An 18,839-nucleotide genomic window follows, 5' to 3' on the forward strand; every position below is an offset into this window, starting at 1 on the left:
TATAAATTTATGAAAAAAATACTTATTTCTTTCACGTTCTTGATAATTACTGCGTCTATAAACGCACAAAATATTTTCGGAAAATGGCATTCAACCAATGAAAATACCGGAGAAGTTGATTCTGTAATAGAGGTCTATAAAAAAGATGGAAAAGCTTTTGCAAAAGTTGTTGATATTAAAGATGCTGCAAGAAAAGATGCTGTTTGCGAAAAATGTGAAGATGAAAACAAAAACAGGCCTATCTTAGGCTTAAACATTCTTACAGGATTAGAAAAAGACGGAGAAGAATGGTCTGGAGGTAATATTTTAGATCCCAGAAATGGAAAAATTTATAAATGCTATATCAAATTAATAAAACCAAATAAATTGAAACTGCGAGGTTATATTGGCCTTGCTCTATTTGGAAAAACAGCCTATTGGGAAAGAGCTGAGTAAAATTAGAAAATCATAAAAACACGAAAACTATTCGGCCTAATTTTTTTCTTCTAACATGGGTACAAAAGCAAAATCTCCTAATTCATGCTTTTCAAATTCTTTATAAGATTTTCTAATAAACAAAGTCATAATTTGAGTTGTATCTCCCACGGGAATCAATAACATTCCGCCTATTTTTAGTTGCCCTAACAATGGTTTTGGAACAAATGGTGCGCCAGCAGTTACTATAATTTTATCAAATGGAGCTTGTTCTGGCAGACCTTTGTAACCATCACCAAAAATAAATTTCTTTGGTTTATAACCTAATTTTGGCAAAAATAAAGAAGTTCTTTTGAATAATTCGTGTTGTCTTTCTATGGAATAAACTTCTGCCTTTAATTCTAATAAAACTGCTGTTTGATACCCAGATCCTGTTCCAATTTCTAAAACTTTATCTCCATTTTTTATGGTCAAAGTTTGCGATTGAAACGCAACTGTATAAGGTTGAGAAATTGTCTGTTCTGCAGCAATAGGAAAAGCTTTATCCTGATACGCATGAGATTCAAAACTAGAATCAATAAACAAATGACGTGGAATACTTTTAATCGCTTTTAATACATTTTTATCTGTAATACCTTTTGCCTTTAATACGGTAACTAATTGATTTCTAAGTCCTTGATGTTTTGCTGTGTCTTTCAATTCTTGTTAAGTTTCTAAAGGCTAAAAATACTAATAAATCTAAATAGATTCTTATAAAATTGTATCTTTGTTATTATCCAATTTTAAAATTGGAAAATACTAAATAAATGTCTCTAATTTTAAGAATAACAAAGTAATATTTCTGTTATAAAATTAATTTACTTTATTCTCAAAAACAAAAAAAATATTTATGTTAAAAGTTGGCGTTTTAGGTGCCGGTCATCTTGGAAAAATTCATCTTCGTTTATTACAAGAATCTGAAAAATATGAATTAATTGGTTTTTTTGATCCATTAACAAAAAATGCACAAAAAGTAGCTACTGAATTTGGCTATAATTTGTTTAATTCTATTGATGAATTGATTGAGGCTGTAGATGTTGTAGACATCGTTACCCCCACTTTATCTCATTTTGAATGTGCTAAAAAATCAATCGAAAAGGGACGTCACATATTTATTGAAAAACCAATAGCAAAAACTGTTTTGGAAGCAGAAGCAATTAGAACTTTGGCAAGCCAATATCACGTTATAGGTCAAGTTGGCCATGTAGAAAGATTCAATCCTGCATTTATTGCCGCTAAAGGTATGATTGATAACCCAATGTTTATAGAAACGCACAGATTAGCAGAATTTAATCCAAGAGGAACAGATGTGCCTGTAGTTTTAGATTTAATGATACATGATATCGATATTATTCTTTCTGTAGTAAAATCTAAAGTTATAAATGTGCATGCTAGTGGCATCTCTGTTATTTCTGAAACTCCTGATATTGCAAACGCGAGAATTGAGTTCGAAAATGGTTGTGTAGCAAATTTAACAGCGAGTAGAATCTCTATGAAAAACATGCGTAAAACGCGCTTTTTTCAAAAGGACGCCTATATTTCTGTGAACTTTTTAAGTAAAGAATCTGAAATTGTAAGAATTCAGGACGCTCCAAAAAACCCAGATGAATTTGCAATGATTCTACAAAATGATGAAGGTGTTAAAAAACAAATTTATTTTGAAAATCCAGAAGTTGTAAATAATAACGCTATTTTAGATGAGTTGGAAACTTTTGCTGATGCAATTGTTCACAACACAACACCTATTGTAACTTTGCATAATGGAACTGAAGCATTAAGAATTGCACAATGGATAATTGACTGTTTTAAAACTGGAGATAAACATTAAAATCTCTTTTCGATAAAAAATAGTGTAATACCAAATGTTAAAAGATTCAATATTGATCTACTTTATTTGTTATAACTATAAATTTTTAAATAAATATTCATGAAAAATTTAGCGGTAATTGGTGCTGGAACTATGGGAAATGGAATTGCGCATACGTTCGCACAATTTGATTATAAAGTTCAATTGATTGATATTTCTGAGACTGCACTTAAAAAAGGAATGGCAACTATCACCAAAAATTTAGATAGAATGGTAGCTAAAGAAAAAATTTCTGAAGCTGATAAAGAAAAAACATTAAGTAATATTTCTACTTTTACTTCCATTCAAGAAGGTGTTAAAAATACAAGTTTAGTTATTGAAGCGGCTACTGAAAATGCAGTTTTAAAAGCTAAAATATTCAAAGAATTAGATGAAGTTTGCGCTAAAGAAACCATTTTAGCTACAAATACTTCTTCAATTTCTATTACTCAAATTGCAGCTGTTACCAACAGACCTCAAAAAGTAATTGGAATGCATTTTATGAATCCTGTGCCAGTGATGAAGTTGGTTGAGATTATTAGAGGCTACAATACTTCTGACGAGGTAATGCGCTTTACAGTTGCTTTAAGTAAAAAAATTAATAAAATTCCGGTTGAGGTTAATGATTATCCTGGTTTTGTTGCTAACAGAATTTTAATGCCAATGATCAACGAATCGATTGAAACTTTATACAATGATGTTGCTGGTGTTGCAGAAATTGATACGGTTATGAAGTTAGGTATGGCGCATCCAATGGGGCCTTTACAATTGGCTGATTTTATTGGTTTAGATGTTTGTTTGTCTATTTTAAATGTAATGTATGATGGATTTAAAAACCCTAAATATGCGCCTTGTCCTTTATTAGTAAATATGGTGAATGCCGGGAAATTGGGCATAAAATCTGGTGAAGGTTTTTATGATTATTCAGAAAACAGAAAAGCTGAAAAAGTTGCTAAAATGTTTAGTTAACTCAAAACAATGAAAAACAAGTTCTTAAGTTTTTTTTCACTCTTTATTGTGATGACTTCTTTTAGCCAAGAGAGAAATAAATCTATTCTAAAACCTTATAAACTTGGTTTTTTATATAATTTTAGTTCAAATGAAAACTTCATTTTTGATGATGTAGATTATACATATATTACAAATACTTATAAAGCTCAGGTATTTTATAAACTTGGAAAATGGAAAAATATTAATCTAGAATTAATTGTGCAACCTCAGGTTCAATTTTTAAAACATCAACTAATTAATGAGCAATTTATAACACCTGATCAAGAAAATTATTTAGAAAAAAGAACTGAATTTACGAAAGTCAAAATGATGAATTTATATGGTTTAGAATTTGGTTTTGGAGCAAAAAAAGAAATAACAGAAAAATTAAATTTACAAGGCACAATAAGTTTAGGTTTATCTTTTATTGATACAAGAACAGAACGATTAACAAAAGGATTTACGTTTATAGAAAACTTCTCTTTAGGATTTTCATATAAAATAGTTAAAAATAGCTATCTATATATTGGAACTAACTTTGGACATGTTTCAAATTTAAATTTCCAAAAACCAAATGATGGATATAATGTTTTGGGTATAGAAATTGGATATTCTTATGTTTTAGAATAGATAAAAACATCATTCTGAAAACGAATTTACAGCCACTTTTTCACCATCAATATCATGAGAAATATTCGTTCCTGCCAGGACAGAACCTAAACGCACATAATCTTCAAAATTATGCAAATGCTTGCCTTGAAAAGTTAAAATGTGTTCTGATATTTCATCTATTTAACATTATAATCTGTTTGCAAGACCCCAAACTTTAAGTGTAATCAATAGAAAATTTTACCTATTATATTTTAATACAAACCTCATAAAATTTTATAATTCATTTAAAACAAGCTAATCAACCATTTATTTTTTTTAGCTAAATATTTAAGTTGGTTTATGTCTAAATCTAAATATTTATGATCATTTATTACTAGTTTTTATTTTCTAAATTAGAATTAACTTAAAATATTATCATTAAACTATAATTAATATTGATAGTTTTAATATCTTTATCAGAAAATCTTATTATAATGACCATTACCCAATTAAAATACGTTTTATCAGTTGCAGAGTATCAAAATTTCACGGTGGCCGCGCAACATAGTTTTGTTACTCAACCAACTTTAAGTATGCAAATTCAAAAGTTAGAAGATGAATTAAGTATTCAAATATTTAATCGCTCTAAAAAACCGATTGAATTGACTGAAGTTGGTAAAAAGATTGTTGAGCAAGCTAAAGTTATTGTTGATGAAAGTAACCGAATTTTAGATATTGTACACCAACAAAAAGGTTTCATTGGTGGTGAATTTAAATTAGGAATTATCCCAACGATAATGCCTACTTTATTGCCTATGTTTTTGCAAAATTTCACTAAAAAATATCCAAAAGTAAAGTTAATTATTGAAGAATTAACGACTGAAGAAATTGTTAGAAAATTATCTGATGGTCATATAGATGTTGCAATTGCGGCAACCCCTTTAGAAAATGAAGCAATTAGAGAAAGGCCTTTATATTATGAACCTTTTGTTTGCTTAATTCCTCAAAATCATAGATTATATAAAAACAAAACTATTACTGCTGATGAGTTAGAAATGGAAGATATTCTTTTGTTGGAAGATGGACATTGCTTTAAAGACAGTGTGATTAATTTGTGTAGAACTCATAAGATTGATAATAAAAAAGGGTTTCAGTTACAAAGTGGTAGTTTTGATACATTGATTAAACTTTCTAAAGAAGGTTTAGGAATGACTCTTCTACCCTATTTACATACATTAGAATTAAATGAAGTTGATAGAACACTTTTACGTGAATTTACAACTCCCCCCCCGCAAGAGAAGTCAGCTTAATTTATCATAAATCACAACTAAAAATGCAATTAATTGAAGCTTTAAATAAAACGATTGATGGCGTTATTAGAGGTGCAATTTCTTTTTCTGATGTAAAAATTATTAGTCCTTTAAAAAAGAAATAAAATTAGTTAAAGAATTTAAAGAGTAATATTTAGAGAACAATTAAAAACCTAATCTAAAGCAATATGCATTTTAAATTAGGTTTTTGAATTTATCAGTAATTCGTAAAAAATGTTACTATTTTTTATGAGTACATTTTTTCACGTAATTCTTTAATTTTTGGATCTGACAAATATTCATCAAAAGAAGTGTGTCTGTCGATAACACCTTTTGGCGTTAATTCTATAACTCTATTCGCTACAGTTTGCGCAAACTCATGATCATGCGTTGTAAACAAAACTGTTCCCTTAAAATTGATTAACGAATTGTTTAAGGCTTGAATCGATTCTAAATCTAAGTGATTTGTTGGTTCATCTAGCACTAAAATATTGGCTCTTTTCATCATCATCCTAGATAACATACAACGCACTTTTTCTCCTCCAGAAAGCACATTACTTTTCTTTAAAGCCTCTTCACCAGAAAAAATCATTTTCCCTAAAAATCCTCTTAAGAAAACTTCTTCACGCTCTTCTTCAGTTTGTGCGTATTGCCTCAACCAATCAACTAAATTCAATTCTCCATCTTGGAAAAAAGAAGAATTATCTAGAGGTAAATAAGACTGTGTTGTAGTAATACCCCATGAAAACTTACCAGTATCTTGCTTTTCATTAGCAGTGATAATCTGATAAAACGCAGTAACTGCCCTTGAATTTTTTGAAATAACTGCAATTTTATCCCCTCTATTTAGATTGATATGTACATCATCAAAAAGCTTTTCTCCTTCAAATTCCTTAGATAAACCTTCTACATTCAAAATCTGATCTCCAGCCTCCCTATCTCTGTCAAATATAATAGCTGGGTAACGTCTACTTGAAGGTTTAATTTCATCAACATTTAATTTCTCTATCATTTTTTTACGAGAAGTTGCTTGTTTTGACTTTGCCATGTTTGCAGAAAATCGTCGAATAAATTCTTCTAACTCCTTCTTTTTCTCTTCTGCCTTTTTATTCTGCTGCGCTCTTTGTCTTGAAGCCAGCTGACTAGATTCATACCAGAAGGTATAATTCCCAGAATAATTATTTATTTTACCAAAATCAATATCAGAAATATGTGTACAAACTGCATCTAAAAAGTGTCTATCATGTGAAACTACAATTACACAATTATCAAAATTTGCAATAAAGTTTTCTAACCAAGCAATTGTTTCAAAATCTAAATCATTAGTAGGTTCATCCATGATTAAAACATCTGGATTTCCAAAAAGTGCTTGTGCAATTAATACACGAACTTTTTGTTTACCATCTAAATCTCTCATGAGCGTATAATGTACATCTTCAGAAATACCTAAATTAGATAACATGGCAGCAGCATCAGAATCTGCATTCCAACCATTCATTTCTTCAAAAATTATTTGAAGCTCACCAATCTTTTCTGCGTTTTCATCTGTATAATCAGCATATAAATCATCGATTTGCTTTTTAATTTTAAATAACTCTTTGTTACCCATAACAACAGTCTCTAAGACAGGGTACTCATCAAAAGCATAATGATCTTGAGTTAAAACAGACATTCTCTTCCCTTTCTCTAAATGAACTTGACCAGAAGTTGGTTCTTGAACACCAGAAATAATCTTTAAAAAAGTAGATTTTCCTGCACCATTTGCACCAATAATTCCGTAACAATTTCCTTGCTGAAACTTCGTATTAACTTCGTCAAACAAAATTCGTTTACCGAACTGAACAGATAAATTAGAAACTGATAACATAATATTATTTTAAATTTCTGCAAAAGTAGTAAATTGATTTCTCTTTTCCCACCTGATTTTTAATGGTTTTTATAAAAAAACATAGTTAATAGGTATTTACTTTAGAATATTTTTAACAACGTATTAACAACTGTCATTCCCTTGAATACTTAAATTTGTAATCAGGTTTTCCTAGACCAATAATATGATAAATAAAGTTATAACTTTTTTACAAATTTTACTCTTAATCGGTTTAATTAGCTGTAAATCAGAAAATAATAAAAGAGCAACTTATTTTGGTGGTAAAATTATCAATCCAAAATCTAACCATGTTGTTCTTTTTTCAATGGACAAAGCCATTGACACTTTTTACTTAGATAAAACGAATAGATTTATTGGGAAATTAGATAGTATCGATGAAGGTTTGTATTCTTTTTTTCATGGAAATGAAAGTCAATATATATACTTAGAGCCCAAAGACAGCTTAATGTTGCGTCTAAATACTTGGGCTTTTGACGAATCTCTAGTCTTTGCTGGTGAAGGTGCTGAAAGAAATAACATTTTAATTGATTGTTTTTTAGAGGATGAAAAAGAGAAAAAAGAATTTTACAATCAAAATAAATTAGAGCCGACAAAATTCAAAGAAAAAATGGACTCTTTATTTGTTTTAAAATTGAAAACTTACATTACTTATTTAGAGAATCATCCGAATGAAACAAAAGGATTTAGTGAAGTTTTAAAAATATCCCTTACATACCCCTTGCTGGCGAGAATTGAAAAATACCCAATAATGTATGCTAAATATTCGAAAACTAGGAATTTTCCAGAATTAGATAAATCTTTTTTTAACTTCAGAAACAATATCAAAATTGACAGGGATTTATTAATGTATTATCCTCCTTATTATAGATATGTTAAAAATTATTTATATAACGAAACTTATTCTTTAGGCCATCCTCCTGTAAAAAATACGTATTCAGCAAAATTTACGTTTGATTTATTAAATACAATTGACAAAAAAATTGTTAGTGAAAAGTCAAGAAATGCTCTTTTAAAAGAAACTTTTATTAGTCATTTTTATAATAAATCAAGTTGTAACATAAATAAAGACCCACTCAATAAATTTTTTGAACTTAGCACTAGTGAAAAAGATAAAAAACTTATTCAAAAAATAGTCAATGACGCTAAAGCTGTAGTTAAGAATCAAAAAATTCAAGATTTTGATGTTATTGATTATTCCGATTCGAAAAAATCAATTAAAGATATTATAAAAGGTAAAAGTGCCATGCTTTTATTTTGGAATCCAGAATATTATTCTGAAAGCTATATTGTTTCAAGAGTAAATTACTTATCAACATCATATCCAAACATAAAATTTATTCAAATAAAAATTGATGGAAATGATTCAGATAGAATAAAAAAACTTGATATCAAAGATCAATTCTACCTTGATAAAAATAGTGAAGCTCAAACTTTTTTAACTAGTAAAATGCCTCGATGTATTTTAGTGAATAAAGTAGGAAAAGTTACAAATGGATATGCTTCATTCTCTTCTTATAACATAAATCCATATCTTAAATTACTAAATGAGATTAATTAATTGGGTTTTAATCCAATATCTATTAATTTTACAGTACTTTTGCACGGTTTTATTTTTGAGTGTAACTCATTAAAAACCAAGTCGAATTTTATAATCGGGTTTGCAGCAGGGCGTTCTGTGAATCCAAAAAAACACAGAAATGTCAACATTTTTAGAATTAGGTTTAAAAGAACCTATAGTTAAAGCATTAACAGATTTAGGTTACGAAAAACCAACTGTTATTCAAGAAAAAGCAATACCACAAATTATTTCATCTACAGACGATTTAAAAGCATTTGCACAAACGGGTACAGGTAAAACTGCCGCTTTTAGCTTACCAATATTAGAACTTTTAGATGCCTCTAACGGTAATGTGCAAGCAATTATTTTATCACCAACAAGAGAACTAGCCGTTCAAATTGGTAATAATATTAAAGATTTTTGTAAATACTTAAAAGACGTTAAAGTAACAACTGTTTATGGAGGTTCTAGTATGGAAGATCAAATTAGATCTTTAAAAAGAGGCTCTCAAATTGTTGTTGGAACTCCTGGTAGAACAGTAGATTTAATTAACAGAAGAGCATTAAAATTAGGAAACGTTCAATGGTTAGTCTTAGACGAAGCTGATGAAATGTTAAATATGGGATTCAAAGATGAATTAGATAAAGTACTAGAAGCAACTCCAGACACTAAGCAAACCTTGTTGTTTTCTGCAACTTTCCCAAGAGAAGTTGAAGCTATAGCAAGAAATTACATGACCAAACCAGTCGAAATTACTTCTGGTCAAAAGAATGCAGGATCTGAAAATGTAAGTCATGAATATTATGCAGTAACAGAAAGAACACGATACCCTGCTTTAAAAAGAATTGCAGATTTAAACCCTGACATCTACGCAATTATTTTTTGTAGAACTCGTAGGGAAACTCAAGAAGTTGCAGACAACTTAATTAAAGATGGCTACAGTGCAGATTCTTTGCATGGAGATCTATCTCAAGCACAGAGAGATTCTGTAATGGGAAAATTCCGTAAAAAATCAATTCAAATATTAGTAGCTACAGATGTTGCGGCTCGTGGATTAGATGTAACAGAATTAACACATGTAATTAATCATAAATTACCAGATCAAATAGAAAACTACACACACAGAAGTGGTAGAACAGGTAGGGCTGGTAATAAGGGAATCTCTATTGTTTTAGTAAATGGAAAAGAGAAAGGAAAATTACGTCCTATCGAAAAAATTATTCAAAAGAAATTTATAGAAGGTAAAGTTCCTTCTGGAAAAGAAATTTGTCAAAATCAATTAATGAATTTAATTGATAAAGTTCAAAATATCGAAGTAAACGAAACTCAAATTAATGAGTTTTTGCCAAGTATTTATGAAAAACTAGAAGGATTAGATAGAGAGGAATTAATCAAAAAATTTGTTTCATTAGAGTTTAATACAATGTTAGCTTATTATGAAAATGCTAAAGATTTAAATAACTTATCAAAAGAAACTTCTAGGTCAAGAGCAACGGCAGATAATATGACTCGTTTTTTCATCAATATAGGAAGAAAAGATAGTTTGAATCCTGCTAAATTAATTGGCTTAATTAACGACCAAAATATTGGTGATAAAATAGAAATTGGTGCTATTGATATTTTAGACACATTTTCTTTCTTTGAAATTGATAAAAACTTCCAAGAAAAGACTTTAGAGGCTTTTTCTTCTAATCAACCAGATTTTGATGGACGCTCTGTAAATGTAGAAATTACAAAAAAAGAACGTTCTGGTGGTGGAAGCGGTTCAAGAAGAGGTGGTAAAAAGCCTTTTGGTAATAAAGATGGTGGATTTGGAAGACGTAGAAGTGATGATAGGGGAAAAAGAAGATCAGAAAACCGTTCTTCTGATAGACCTGATAGAAATTCTGGAGACAGACAATCTGGTGGTTTTGGAAGAAGACGTAGAGAAAGATAATCTACCTCAACACAATATAAAGCCTCACATTTTGTGAGGCTTTTTTTTTACTTAAAAAATAAAAGTAATTATAACAGATGATGTTTCAGTATTTAAGGGTAATAGAAACAATTAAGAAAGCTTTCCCAGCACGATAGGAGATTGATGATGCTAATAAAGTGACAATTAATGCCATTAAAAAAAAATATTACTTAAATTATATTTTAAAAAAAACTGTTCAATAATAAAAACATTAATTTTTCTGTTTTCTTAGATATTCAAAAACAGCTTTTCTAATATCAAAAGCCAATTCGTTTTTTTCAGGTTTATATACTGATAATACTTCTTTATTTTCTATTGATAAAAAAGGAATATCAAAACCTTTTAACAAATAATCAGAAAAAGCAACTGTATACGTTTTTCTATTATTTAACTCTTTGTTCTGAATCATCCACTTCTCTCCTATTTTTCGAGCATTAAAACGTTGCAAATAAGCTCCTGTTCCCGCAGCTAAAACACCATAATCCAAAACACGTTTTAATAATCTTCCTTTAATTTCTACTTTTAAAACAGCGCCTCCATAAGGTAAAATTCTAAAAACATCAACTGCATTAATATCTCCTTCTAATTGATCATCAATTCTAATAGAACCGCCATTTACCAAAGCACAATCAACTTGATCATCAAAAGAAAAAGACATAGCCTTTGTTATAATTTGACCTAAATTAGTCTGAACACTTCTAATTGGTGTATCTCTACCATCTAAAGGAGTTTTTGCCGTATAGATTATTTCTTCTGGATTTGGAATAAGTTCTTTAATTTTTATTTTTAATGTTTTTTGCCATTTAGTTACAACTTCACCAACTTTATCATCAGGTTTAATTGAAGAATTTATTTCTTTTAATTCTGATTTTATAATCGTTTTTTTTGTCTTTTTATCAAATGAAATTCTATGAATATAAGCTGTCTTAGCATTGGCGTCAGCCTTAGATATTATTACATTTCCAATTTTATTATATGAATTTGTGTGCTCGTGCCCTCCCATTATTAACGGTAAATCTGGAATTAACTTTGCAATTCTTTTATCATTTGTAATTTTAACATGTGTTAAACCAAAAACAACATCAACTGAATCTTTAATGGCAGCATAAGAAGCTCTTGCTTTTACAAACATATTGCCATATTCTACATAATCTTTTGGATTTGAGGGTATACAAACACTTATAAAACCTACTTTTATTTTTGTACCATCTTCATCAGAAAATTCTTTAATAAATGTTTCTTTTAGAGGATTTTTTTTTCCTTCTTTTTCTTTATAAAAAGGAATCGATTTTTCTTTTGTCTTTAGTTTTACATTGGCAGAAATCCAAGGAAAATTACTTTCGTTTAAGCGTTGCTGCAAGTCTTTTTGTGATACATCAAATTCATGATTTCCAAAAGCTACTAAATCTATATTCATAGCGTTTAGCACTTCAATCATTTGTTTTCCGCGAACTCTTTCTCCATCAACCTTTATGGTTCCTATTAAGGAAGGGTTTAAAAAATCGCCCGCTAAAAGCAACATTGTATTTTTATTTTCTTCTAATAACCCTTTATGCACTGTTTCTACTCGTGCCATTCCTCCATATTCTCCACCTTGGATTGGCGAAATTTCATAGACATCATTAATTTGCAAGAAAGTGAAATCAATTTTTCCATCATCTTTTTTACAAGAAAAGAAAAGAGAAATTGATAAAATATAGCATGCTAATTTTGTGATTTTCATTTTATTTTTTTTTAGATTTCTGTTTTACAGTTATAAGTACACTTTGAACTTAAACAAAAAGCTCCAAAGCTTTATTGTAAGCAGTATCAAAACTCATTGACTTTATATTTGTATCCACATTTTCAGCTCTAAAATAACTCAATAATTTTTCTGTAGGCATATTACCTGTCAACTCGTCTTTTGCCATCGGGCAACCTCCATAACCTTTTATTGCGCCATCAAAACGATTACAGCCAGCCTTGAATGCTGAAGCTACTTTTTCTAACCATTCATCTGGTGTTGTGTGTAAATGTGCACCAAATTCAATTTCTGGATATTTAGGAATTAAATTTGAAAATAAATAAGTGATATCTTTTGGAGTTGAACTCCCAATTGTATCTGAAAGTGATAAAATTTTTACACCCATTTTAGAGAGCTTTTCAGTCCAGTTTCCAACAATATCAACATTCCAAGGGTCTCCATAAGGATTTCCAAAACCCATCGATAAATAAGCAACAACTTCCTTTTTTGATTTATCAGCAATCTCTAAAATCTGTTCTAAAGTTTCTATTGATTCAGCAATTGTTTTATGTGTATTACGCATTTGAAAATTTTCTGAGATCGAAAAAGGATATCCTAAATAATCTATTTCTTCGAATTGAACTGCATCATTTGCCCCTCTAACATTAGCAATAATTGCTAATAATTTACTTTGCGTTTTAGATAATTCTAACTTCTCTAAAACGGCTGCTGTATCTCTCATTTGAGGTATCGCTTTTGGAGAAACAAAACTGCCAAAATCTATCGTATCAAAGCCAACTTTCAATAAAGAATTAATATATGATGCCTTTTTCTCAGTAGAAATAAAATGAGATTTTATTCCTTGCATTGCATCTCTAGGACATTCTATGATTTTGACTTTTTTCATTGAAATCAAATATACAATTGAAATTTCATTTTTAAAGCTATATTAGTTTAATAAAAATAGTTCGTGAAAAAAAAATTGAAATGTACTCTGCTATTTCTTTTACTATTTTACTTAAAATATTCATCTGAAAATGATCTTTAACAATTTTATTAATGTATTCAGCATTTTTATGTATTTGCATTTCATTAAACCAATTGATTATGCAACTCTTTTTGGTAAATTCGCTTTATAAATGAGCAAGTCAAAAACTATATTACCAATCATTGTTATTTCACAATTTTGCTGCACTTCTCTGTGGTTTGCAGGAAATGGAGTAATGAGCAATCTTTTAGAAACCTTTAACCTAAAACAAAATGCCTTAGGATACTTAACTTCTTCTGTTCAATTTGGATTTATAATAGGTACTCTCGTATTTGCTTTATTTACAATTGCCGATCGTTTTTCACCATCAAAAGTATTTTTCTTTAGTGCAATTTTAGGAGCTTTTTTTAATCTTGGGTTTATATTTGAAAATCAGTCTTTAGTTAGTTTGATAAGTTTACGTTTTTTTACAGGTTTTTTCTTGGCAGGAATTTATCCTATAGGTATGAAAATAGCCACAGATTATTATCAGAAAGGATTAGGAAAATCCTTGGGGTATATAGTTGCTGCTTTAGTTTTAGGGACAGCTTTACCTCATCTATTAAAAGATGTTTTAAACAATTTTTCTTGGAAGAGTGTCTTAATTACGACTTCTTCGCTCGCATTTTTTGGTGGTTTATTAATGGTACTCTTTGTGAAAAATGGTCCTTATCGTAAAGCAAGTAAAACTTTAGATATATCTATTTGCTTTAAAGTTTTTAAAAATATAAAGTTTAGAAAAGCCGCTTTTGGATATTTTGGACATATGTGGGAATTATATGCTTTTTGGGCGTTTATTCCTGTTTTACTAATCAAATACCAAAAATTACACTCTGAAATTATTCTTAATATTCCTGTTTTATCTTTTTTAATTATTGCCGCTGGTAGTGTATCTTGTGTATTAGGAGGATATATTTCTCAGAAATTCGACATAAAAAAAACTGCTTTAGGTTTTCTTTTATTCTCTTGTTTGTGTTGTCTTGCTTCTCCATTTATGTTTCAACTATCAAATAAAAATATCTTTATTACTTTCTTGCTTTTTTGGGGAATGGTCGTAATCGCAGATTCGCCCCTATTTTCAACACTAGTTGCTCAAAATGCACCATCAAAAGATAAAGGAACTGCATTAACCATTGTAAATTGTATTGGTTTTACAATTACTATTATTAGCATACAAATTATAAGCAGTGTCCTAAATGCGACTAATTCTAATTTAATATTTTCAATTTTAGCTATTGGGCCAATTTTTGGATTGATTAATTTGAGAAAGAACTTAAACTAAAATAAATACGGCAATTAATACAAAAACTACAATTTGAGTCCATTTTAGATAAAGTGCTATGTTTTTGTTTTCCTTTATTTTTTCCGCTATTACGCTTGCCAAAATTGCTATTGCAGAAAATATAATGAGTGAAACTAACATGAAAATTATGCCTAAAATATAAAATTGAATTACAGTAGAGATACTATCCGAAAATAAAAAACCTGGAAAAAAAGCTAAAAAGAAAATAGAAACTTTTGGGTTTAACACATTCATTATAAATCCTTGTTTAAATAATTGTGCGGTCGTTTTATTTTCGACATTACCTTTTACTAAAATAATAGAGGCATCTGATTGATACACTTTAAAAGCCAAGTATAGTAAATAAATTGCTCCAAATAATTTAATTGTAAAAAATAAATTCTCCGATTGTTTTATAATAGCTGATACTCCAAAAGCTAATAAAGTGGTGTGGACTAAACATCCTGAAATTAGGCCAAAAACAGTCGCTAAACCAAACTTTTTTCCGTTAACGATACTTTGCGTGAGTACAAAAATATTATCTGGCCCAGGTGAGAAAGATAAAATTACTGTTGCTAAAACAAAAGATAAAAGGGTTTCTAACATTAAAATAAAATTATATATTCTTTAATTACAAACAGAACTGCCATTTCTTAAAAATAAAGTCCCTCTTTATTCTTCGGTTTAATATCTATAAGTCTTTCAAAATAGCCTTGTTGATTCTTTTCACCAAACTTGGTCCTTCATAAATAAATCCAGTATAAATTTGTACTAAATCAGCACCTGCATTTATTTTTTCTAATGCATCTTTTTCTGAATGAATACCTCCTACTCCAATAATAGGAAATGATTTATTGGAATTATCTGCCAAGTATTTAATCACTTTTGTACTCTGATTTTTAATTGGCTGGCCACTTACACCTCCATTACCAATTTCTTGCAAACGTTTTTTAGACACTTTTAAATTATCTCTTGTGGTAGATGTATTAGAGGCGATCACCCCATCAATCTTCGTCTCTGCAACTAATTCTATAATTTCATCTAATTGTTCATTATTTAAATCCGGAGCAATTTTTAACAAAATTGGTTTTTGTTTTTCTTCTTGATTATTAAGTTTCTGACATTCAGAAATTAACTCTAATAAGTAATCTTTGTCATTAAGTTTTGCGTGACTTCCTACATTTGGACAACTCACATTTAGCACAAAATAATCTACATACGGATGCAATCCTTTAAAACATTCTTTATAATCTTCTGTATAATTCTCGGGTAATGTTTGTGTGTTTTTACCAATATTCCCGCCGATAATAACTTTGCCTTTGTTCTTCTTTAACTGGTGAATAGCACTGCGCAAACCGTCATTATTAAACCCCATTCTGTTAATGATCCCTTGATCATCTTTTAAACGAAATAACCTTTTCTTCGGATTTCCAGCTTGGCCTTTAGGAGTTACCGTACCAATTTCTATAAATCCAAAACCAAAATTAGCTAATTCGTTATATAAGACAGCATTTTTATCAAAACCAGCGGCTAAACCCACAGGATTTTTAAAGGTTAATCCAAATAAAGTACGTTCTAATTTTTTATCATTTACTTGGTAAATAGCTCTAAATATATTTGAAACTAAAGGAATTTTAGACACTAATTTTATGAAGGAAAAAGTAAAATAATGAATTTTTTCTGGATCAAAAAGAAAGAAAAAAGGTCTAATAATAAGTTTGTACATAATTTATCAAATATAAAAAAAGCTCCAAAATAGGAGCTTAAAATTTTATCTTAAAACAGCATCTAAATTCTTCTCGAAACTTTGCTGTAATTTTTGCATTATTTTATCTATTTGCTTTTCTTCTAACGTTTTAGTTTCATCTTGTAAAACAAAACCAACGGCATAGGATTTTTTACCTTCAGGTAATTTATCACCTTCATACACGTCAAACAAATCTACATCTTTTAATAACTTTCTTTCTGATTGAAAAGCTAAATTATATACTTCCTTAAATTCAGTTTTGTTATCAATTAACAATGCTAAATCTCTTTTTACAGAAGGAAATTTAGATAAATCAGAAACTTTAATATTTTTCTTACTAGATAACTTTAAGACATTTTCCCAATTAAAATCTGCAAATAAAACTTCTTGTTTAATTCCAAATTCTTTTAGAATTGAACGTTTTACTACTCCAAAATCCACTAATTTTATTTTCCCCAAACTCAACGTAATTCCTTCAGAAAAAATATCATTTTTAGTAGGGGTAGTTTTTAAGTTCTGAATTCCTAATCTATCTAGAACTGAAGTTAAAACTCCTTTTACGTAAAAGAAATCAGAAGTTGAAGTAAGTGTATTCCACGATTCTTTTGTTCTTTTTCCGGTTACAAAAAGTGTTAGGTGTTTATCTTCTTGATACTTGTCATTATATTTATGATATGTTTTACCAAATTCATAAAATTTTAATGAATTATTTTTTCTATTTAAGTTATAAGAAACCGACTCTAAACCACTAAATAATAGCGATTGGCGCATAACGCCTAAATCACTACTTAATGGATTTAACATTATAACATTAGCTTCATTATTAATATTTTCTGACAACTCTGTATAGCTTGCTTTTGTTAAAGAATTCGCCATTGTCTCATTGAACCCTAGAGAACTTAATTGATTAGCAACAACGTTTTCTATCTTAATTTCTTTATTCGAATCAAAAGAAATTGAAGTATTTAATTTATGAGAAAACTCAATATTATTATAACCATACACACGTAAAATCTCTTCAACAATATCAGCTTCACGCTGAACATCTGCCCTGTAAGAAGGAATTGTTAATCCCAATCCACCTTCAGTTTCACTGCTAATTTTAATTTCTAAAGATGCTAAAATATTCTTTATCGTTTCTTTTGGAATCTCTTGTCCAATTAACCTGTAAGCACTCTCATAAGAGAAAAATACTTGAAAATCTTCAACTTTTACTGGGTAAAAATCTGAAACGTCAGAAGCTAGTTTTCCACCAGCATATTCTTCAATGAGTAAAGCCGCTCTTTTCAAAGCATACTCTGTCATACTAATATCAATTCCTCTTTCAAAACGGAAAGAAGCATCCGTATTTAAAGCGTGTCTTTTTGCCGTTTTTCTTATAGAAACAGGATTAAAATAAGCACTTTCTAAAAATATTGAAGTTGTATTTTCTGTAACGCCTGATTTTAAACCACCAAAAACACCACCAATACAAAGCGGATTAGAATCTGCATCACAAATCATAATATCTTCTGCAGAAAGCTTTCTTTCTACTTCATCTAAAGTTGTAAACTTTGTGCCTTCTTTTAATTTTTTTACAATAATTTTATTTCCTTTAACTTTTTGAGCATCAAAAGCATGTAAAGGTTGTCCTAACTCATGTAATACATAATTTGTAATGTCTACAATATTATTTTTTGGCTGTATTCCTATGGCTTTTAAACGATTCTGAATCCATTCAGGAGATTCTTTAACAGTAATATCCGTAATTACAATTCCACAATAACGAGGCACTAATTCTTTATCTTCAATTTCTACATCAAAACGCAACGTTCTCTCATCAACATGAAAATTACTTACAGAAGGAGATATGAATTCTAACTTAATATCTTTTTGAATTAATCCTGCTCTTAAATCTCGTGCCACTCCATAATGACTCATAGCATCAGATCTATTTGGTGTTAAACCAATTTCAAACACGTAATCTGTTTCGATTTTAAAAACTTCCGCAGCCGATGTTCCTTGTTTTATTTTTTTATCTAAAACTAGAATTCCATCATGATCTTTACCTAGACCTAATTCATCTTCGGCACAAATCATTCCATTGCTTTCTTCCCCTCTAATTTTTCCTTTTTTTATTTTAAAACCTTCCCCTTTTTCATCATACAAAACTGCACCAATTGTAGCTACAGGAACCTTTTGACCGGCAGCAACATTAGGAGCCCCACAAACGATTTGAACAGGCTTCCCATCTCCTAAATCAACAGTAGTAATCTTTAATCTATCTGCATTTGGATGCTGAATACAAGTTAAAACTTTACCAACAACAATCCCTTTTAAACTTCCCTTGATGGATTCTTTTATTTCTATACCTTCAACTTCTAAGCCCAAATCAGTCAACAACTCACCTGTTTTAGAAGTTTCCCAGTTAATCTGTAAAAATTGTTGTAACCAATTGTATGATATTTTCATTTTTTTTCTTTCAAAT

The 18,839-nt window shown here is 29.3% G+C and carries 14 protein-coding genes and 1 pseudogene; 8 read left to right on the top strand and 7 right to left on the bottom strand.

Annotated elements, in window-relative coordinates; all coding sequences use genetic code 11:
• Nucleotides 1-9: 9 nt before the first annotated feature.
• Nucleotides 10-435: a DUF2147 domain-containing protein gene (locus BLT88_RS08545; RefSeq protein WP_091954189.1), complete on the top strand. Its 426-nt coding sequence runs from the start codon at nt 10-12 to the stop codon at nt 433-435.
• A 36-nt stretch (nt 436-471) separates the two neighbouring features.
• On the opposite strand, the gene BLT88_RS08550 is transcribed toward BLT88_RS08545, so the two are convergent.
• Nucleotides 472-1,113 (bottom strand): protein-L-isoaspartate(D-aspartate) O-methyltransferase, encoded by a 642-nt coding sequence (locus tag BLT88_RS08550; RefSeq protein ID WP_091954190.1) that lies wholly within the window; start codon nt 1,111-1,113, stop codon nt 472-474.
• A 190-nt stretch (nt 1,114-1,303) separates the two neighbouring features.
• On the opposite strand from BLT88_RS08550, the gene BLT88_RS08555 reads away from it, so the two are divergent.
• The 4 genes and pseudogenes from BLT88_RS08555 (at nt 1,304) to BLT88_RS08570 (ending at nt 5,315) form a co-directional block, all read left to right on the top strand.
• The gene (locus BLT88_RS08555; protein WP_091954192.1) at nt 1,304-2,281 is read left to right on the top strand and encodes a Gfo/Idh/MocA family protein; all 978 of its coding nucleotides are present in this window, start codon (nt 1,304-1,306) and stop codon (nt 2,279-2,281) included.
• Between the two features lie 99 nt (nt 2,282-2,380).
• On the top strand, nt 2,381-3,268 hold the full coding sequence (locus BLT88_RS08560; protein ID WP_091954193.1) for a 3-hydroxybutyryl-CoA dehydrogenase: 888 nt from the start codon (nt 2,381-2,383) through the stop codon (nt 3,266-3,268).
• Nucleotides 3,269-3,277: 9 nt separating this feature from the next.
• Nucleotides 3,278-3,919 carry an acyloxyacyl hydrolase gene (locus BLT88_RS14370; protein WP_231959954.1) on the top strand — a complete coding sequence of 214 codons (642 nt, stop codon included), beginning with the start codon at nt 3,278-3,280 and terminating at the stop codon, nt 3,917-3,919.
• A gap of 455 nt (nt 3,920-4,374) precedes the next feature.
• Nucleotides 4,375-5,315: pseudogene (locus tag BLT88_RS08570) on the top strand (LysR substrate-binding domain-containing protein).
• Nucleotides 5,316-5,437: 122 nt separating this feature from the next.
• On the opposite strand, the gene BLT88_RS08575 reads toward BLT88_RS08570, so the two are convergent.
• Nucleotides 5,438-7,057 (bottom strand): ABC-F family ATP-binding cassette domain-containing protein, encoded by a 1,620-nt coding sequence (locus tag BLT88_RS08575; protein ID WP_091954195.1) that lies wholly within the window; start codon nt 7,055-7,057, stop codon nt 5,438-5,440.
• A 184-nt stretch (nt 7,058-7,241) separates the two neighbouring features.
• Between BLT88_RS08575 and BLT88_RS08580 the strand changes: the two genes are divergently transcribed.
• A complete protein-coding gene (locus BLT88_RS08580; RefSeq protein ID WP_091954196.1) occupies nt 7,242-8,636 on the top strand; it encodes a hypothetical protein in 1,395 nt (464 codons plus the stop codon).
• 139 nt (nt 8,637-8,775) lie between these two features.
• A complete protein-coding gene (locus BLT88_RS08585) occupies nt 8,776-10,572 on the top strand; it encodes a DEAD/DEAH box helicase (RefSeq protein WP_091954198.1) in 1,797 nt (598 codons plus the stop codon).
• Nucleotides 10,573-10,804: 232 nt separating this feature from the next.
• Here the strand turns inward: BLT88_RS08585 and BLT88_RS08590 are convergent, their stop codons facing one another.
• The gene (locus BLT88_RS08590; RefSeq protein ID WP_091954199.1) at nt 10,805-12,316 is read right to left on the bottom strand and encodes a bifunctional UDP-sugar hydrolase/5'-nucleotidase; all 1,512 of its coding nucleotides are present in this window, start codon (nt 12,314-12,316) and stop codon (nt 10,805-10,807) included.
• A gap of 49 nt (nt 12,317-12,365) precedes the next feature.
• A complete protein-coding gene (locus tag BLT88_RS08595; protein WP_036786676.1) occupies nt 12,366-13,223 on the bottom strand; it encodes a hydroxymethylglutaryl-CoA lyase in 858 nt (285 codons plus the stop codon).
• Nucleotides 13,224-13,455: 232 nt separating this feature from the next.
• On the opposite strand from BLT88_RS08595, the gene BLT88_RS08600 reads away from it, so the two are divergent.
• Entirely contained in the window at nt 13,456-14,625 is a 1,170-nt protein-coding gene (locus tag BLT88_RS08600; protein WP_091954201.1) for a nitrate/nitrite transporter, read from the top strand.
• On the opposite strand, the gene BLT88_RS08605 is transcribed toward BLT88_RS08600, so the two are convergent.
• The 3 genes from BLT88_RS08605 to pheT form a co-directional block, all read right to left on the bottom strand.
• Nucleotides 14,617-15,231, bottom strand: a complete 615-nt coding sequence (locus tag BLT88_RS08605; RefSeq protein WP_091954203.1) for a LysE family translocator — start codon at nt 15,229-15,231, stop codon at nt 14,617-14,619. The two genes, BLT88_RS08600 and BLT88_RS08605, sit on opposite strands and share 9 nt — an antisense overlap.
• A gap of 85 nt (nt 15,232-15,316) precedes the next feature.
• On the bottom strand, nt 15,317-16,351 hold the full coding sequence (locus tag BLT88_RS08610; protein ID WP_091954204.1) for a quinone-dependent dihydroorotate dehydrogenase: 1,035 nt from the start codon (nt 16,349-16,351) through the stop codon (nt 15,317-15,319).
• Between the two features lie 45 nt (nt 16,352-16,396).
• Nucleotides 16,397-18,823, bottom strand: a complete 2,427-nt coding sequence (pheT, locus tag BLT88_RS08615; RefSeq protein WP_091954206.1) for a phenylalanine--tRNA ligase subunit beta — start codon at nt 18,821-18,823, stop codon at nt 16,397-16,399.
• Nucleotides 18,824-18,839 lie beyond the last annotated feature (16 nt).

Source organism: Polaribacter sp. Hel1_33_78 (genome assembly GCF_900106075.1).
Taxonomy (GTDB): Bacteria; Bacteroidota; Bacteroidia; order Flavobacteriales; family Flavobacteriaceae; genus Polaribacter.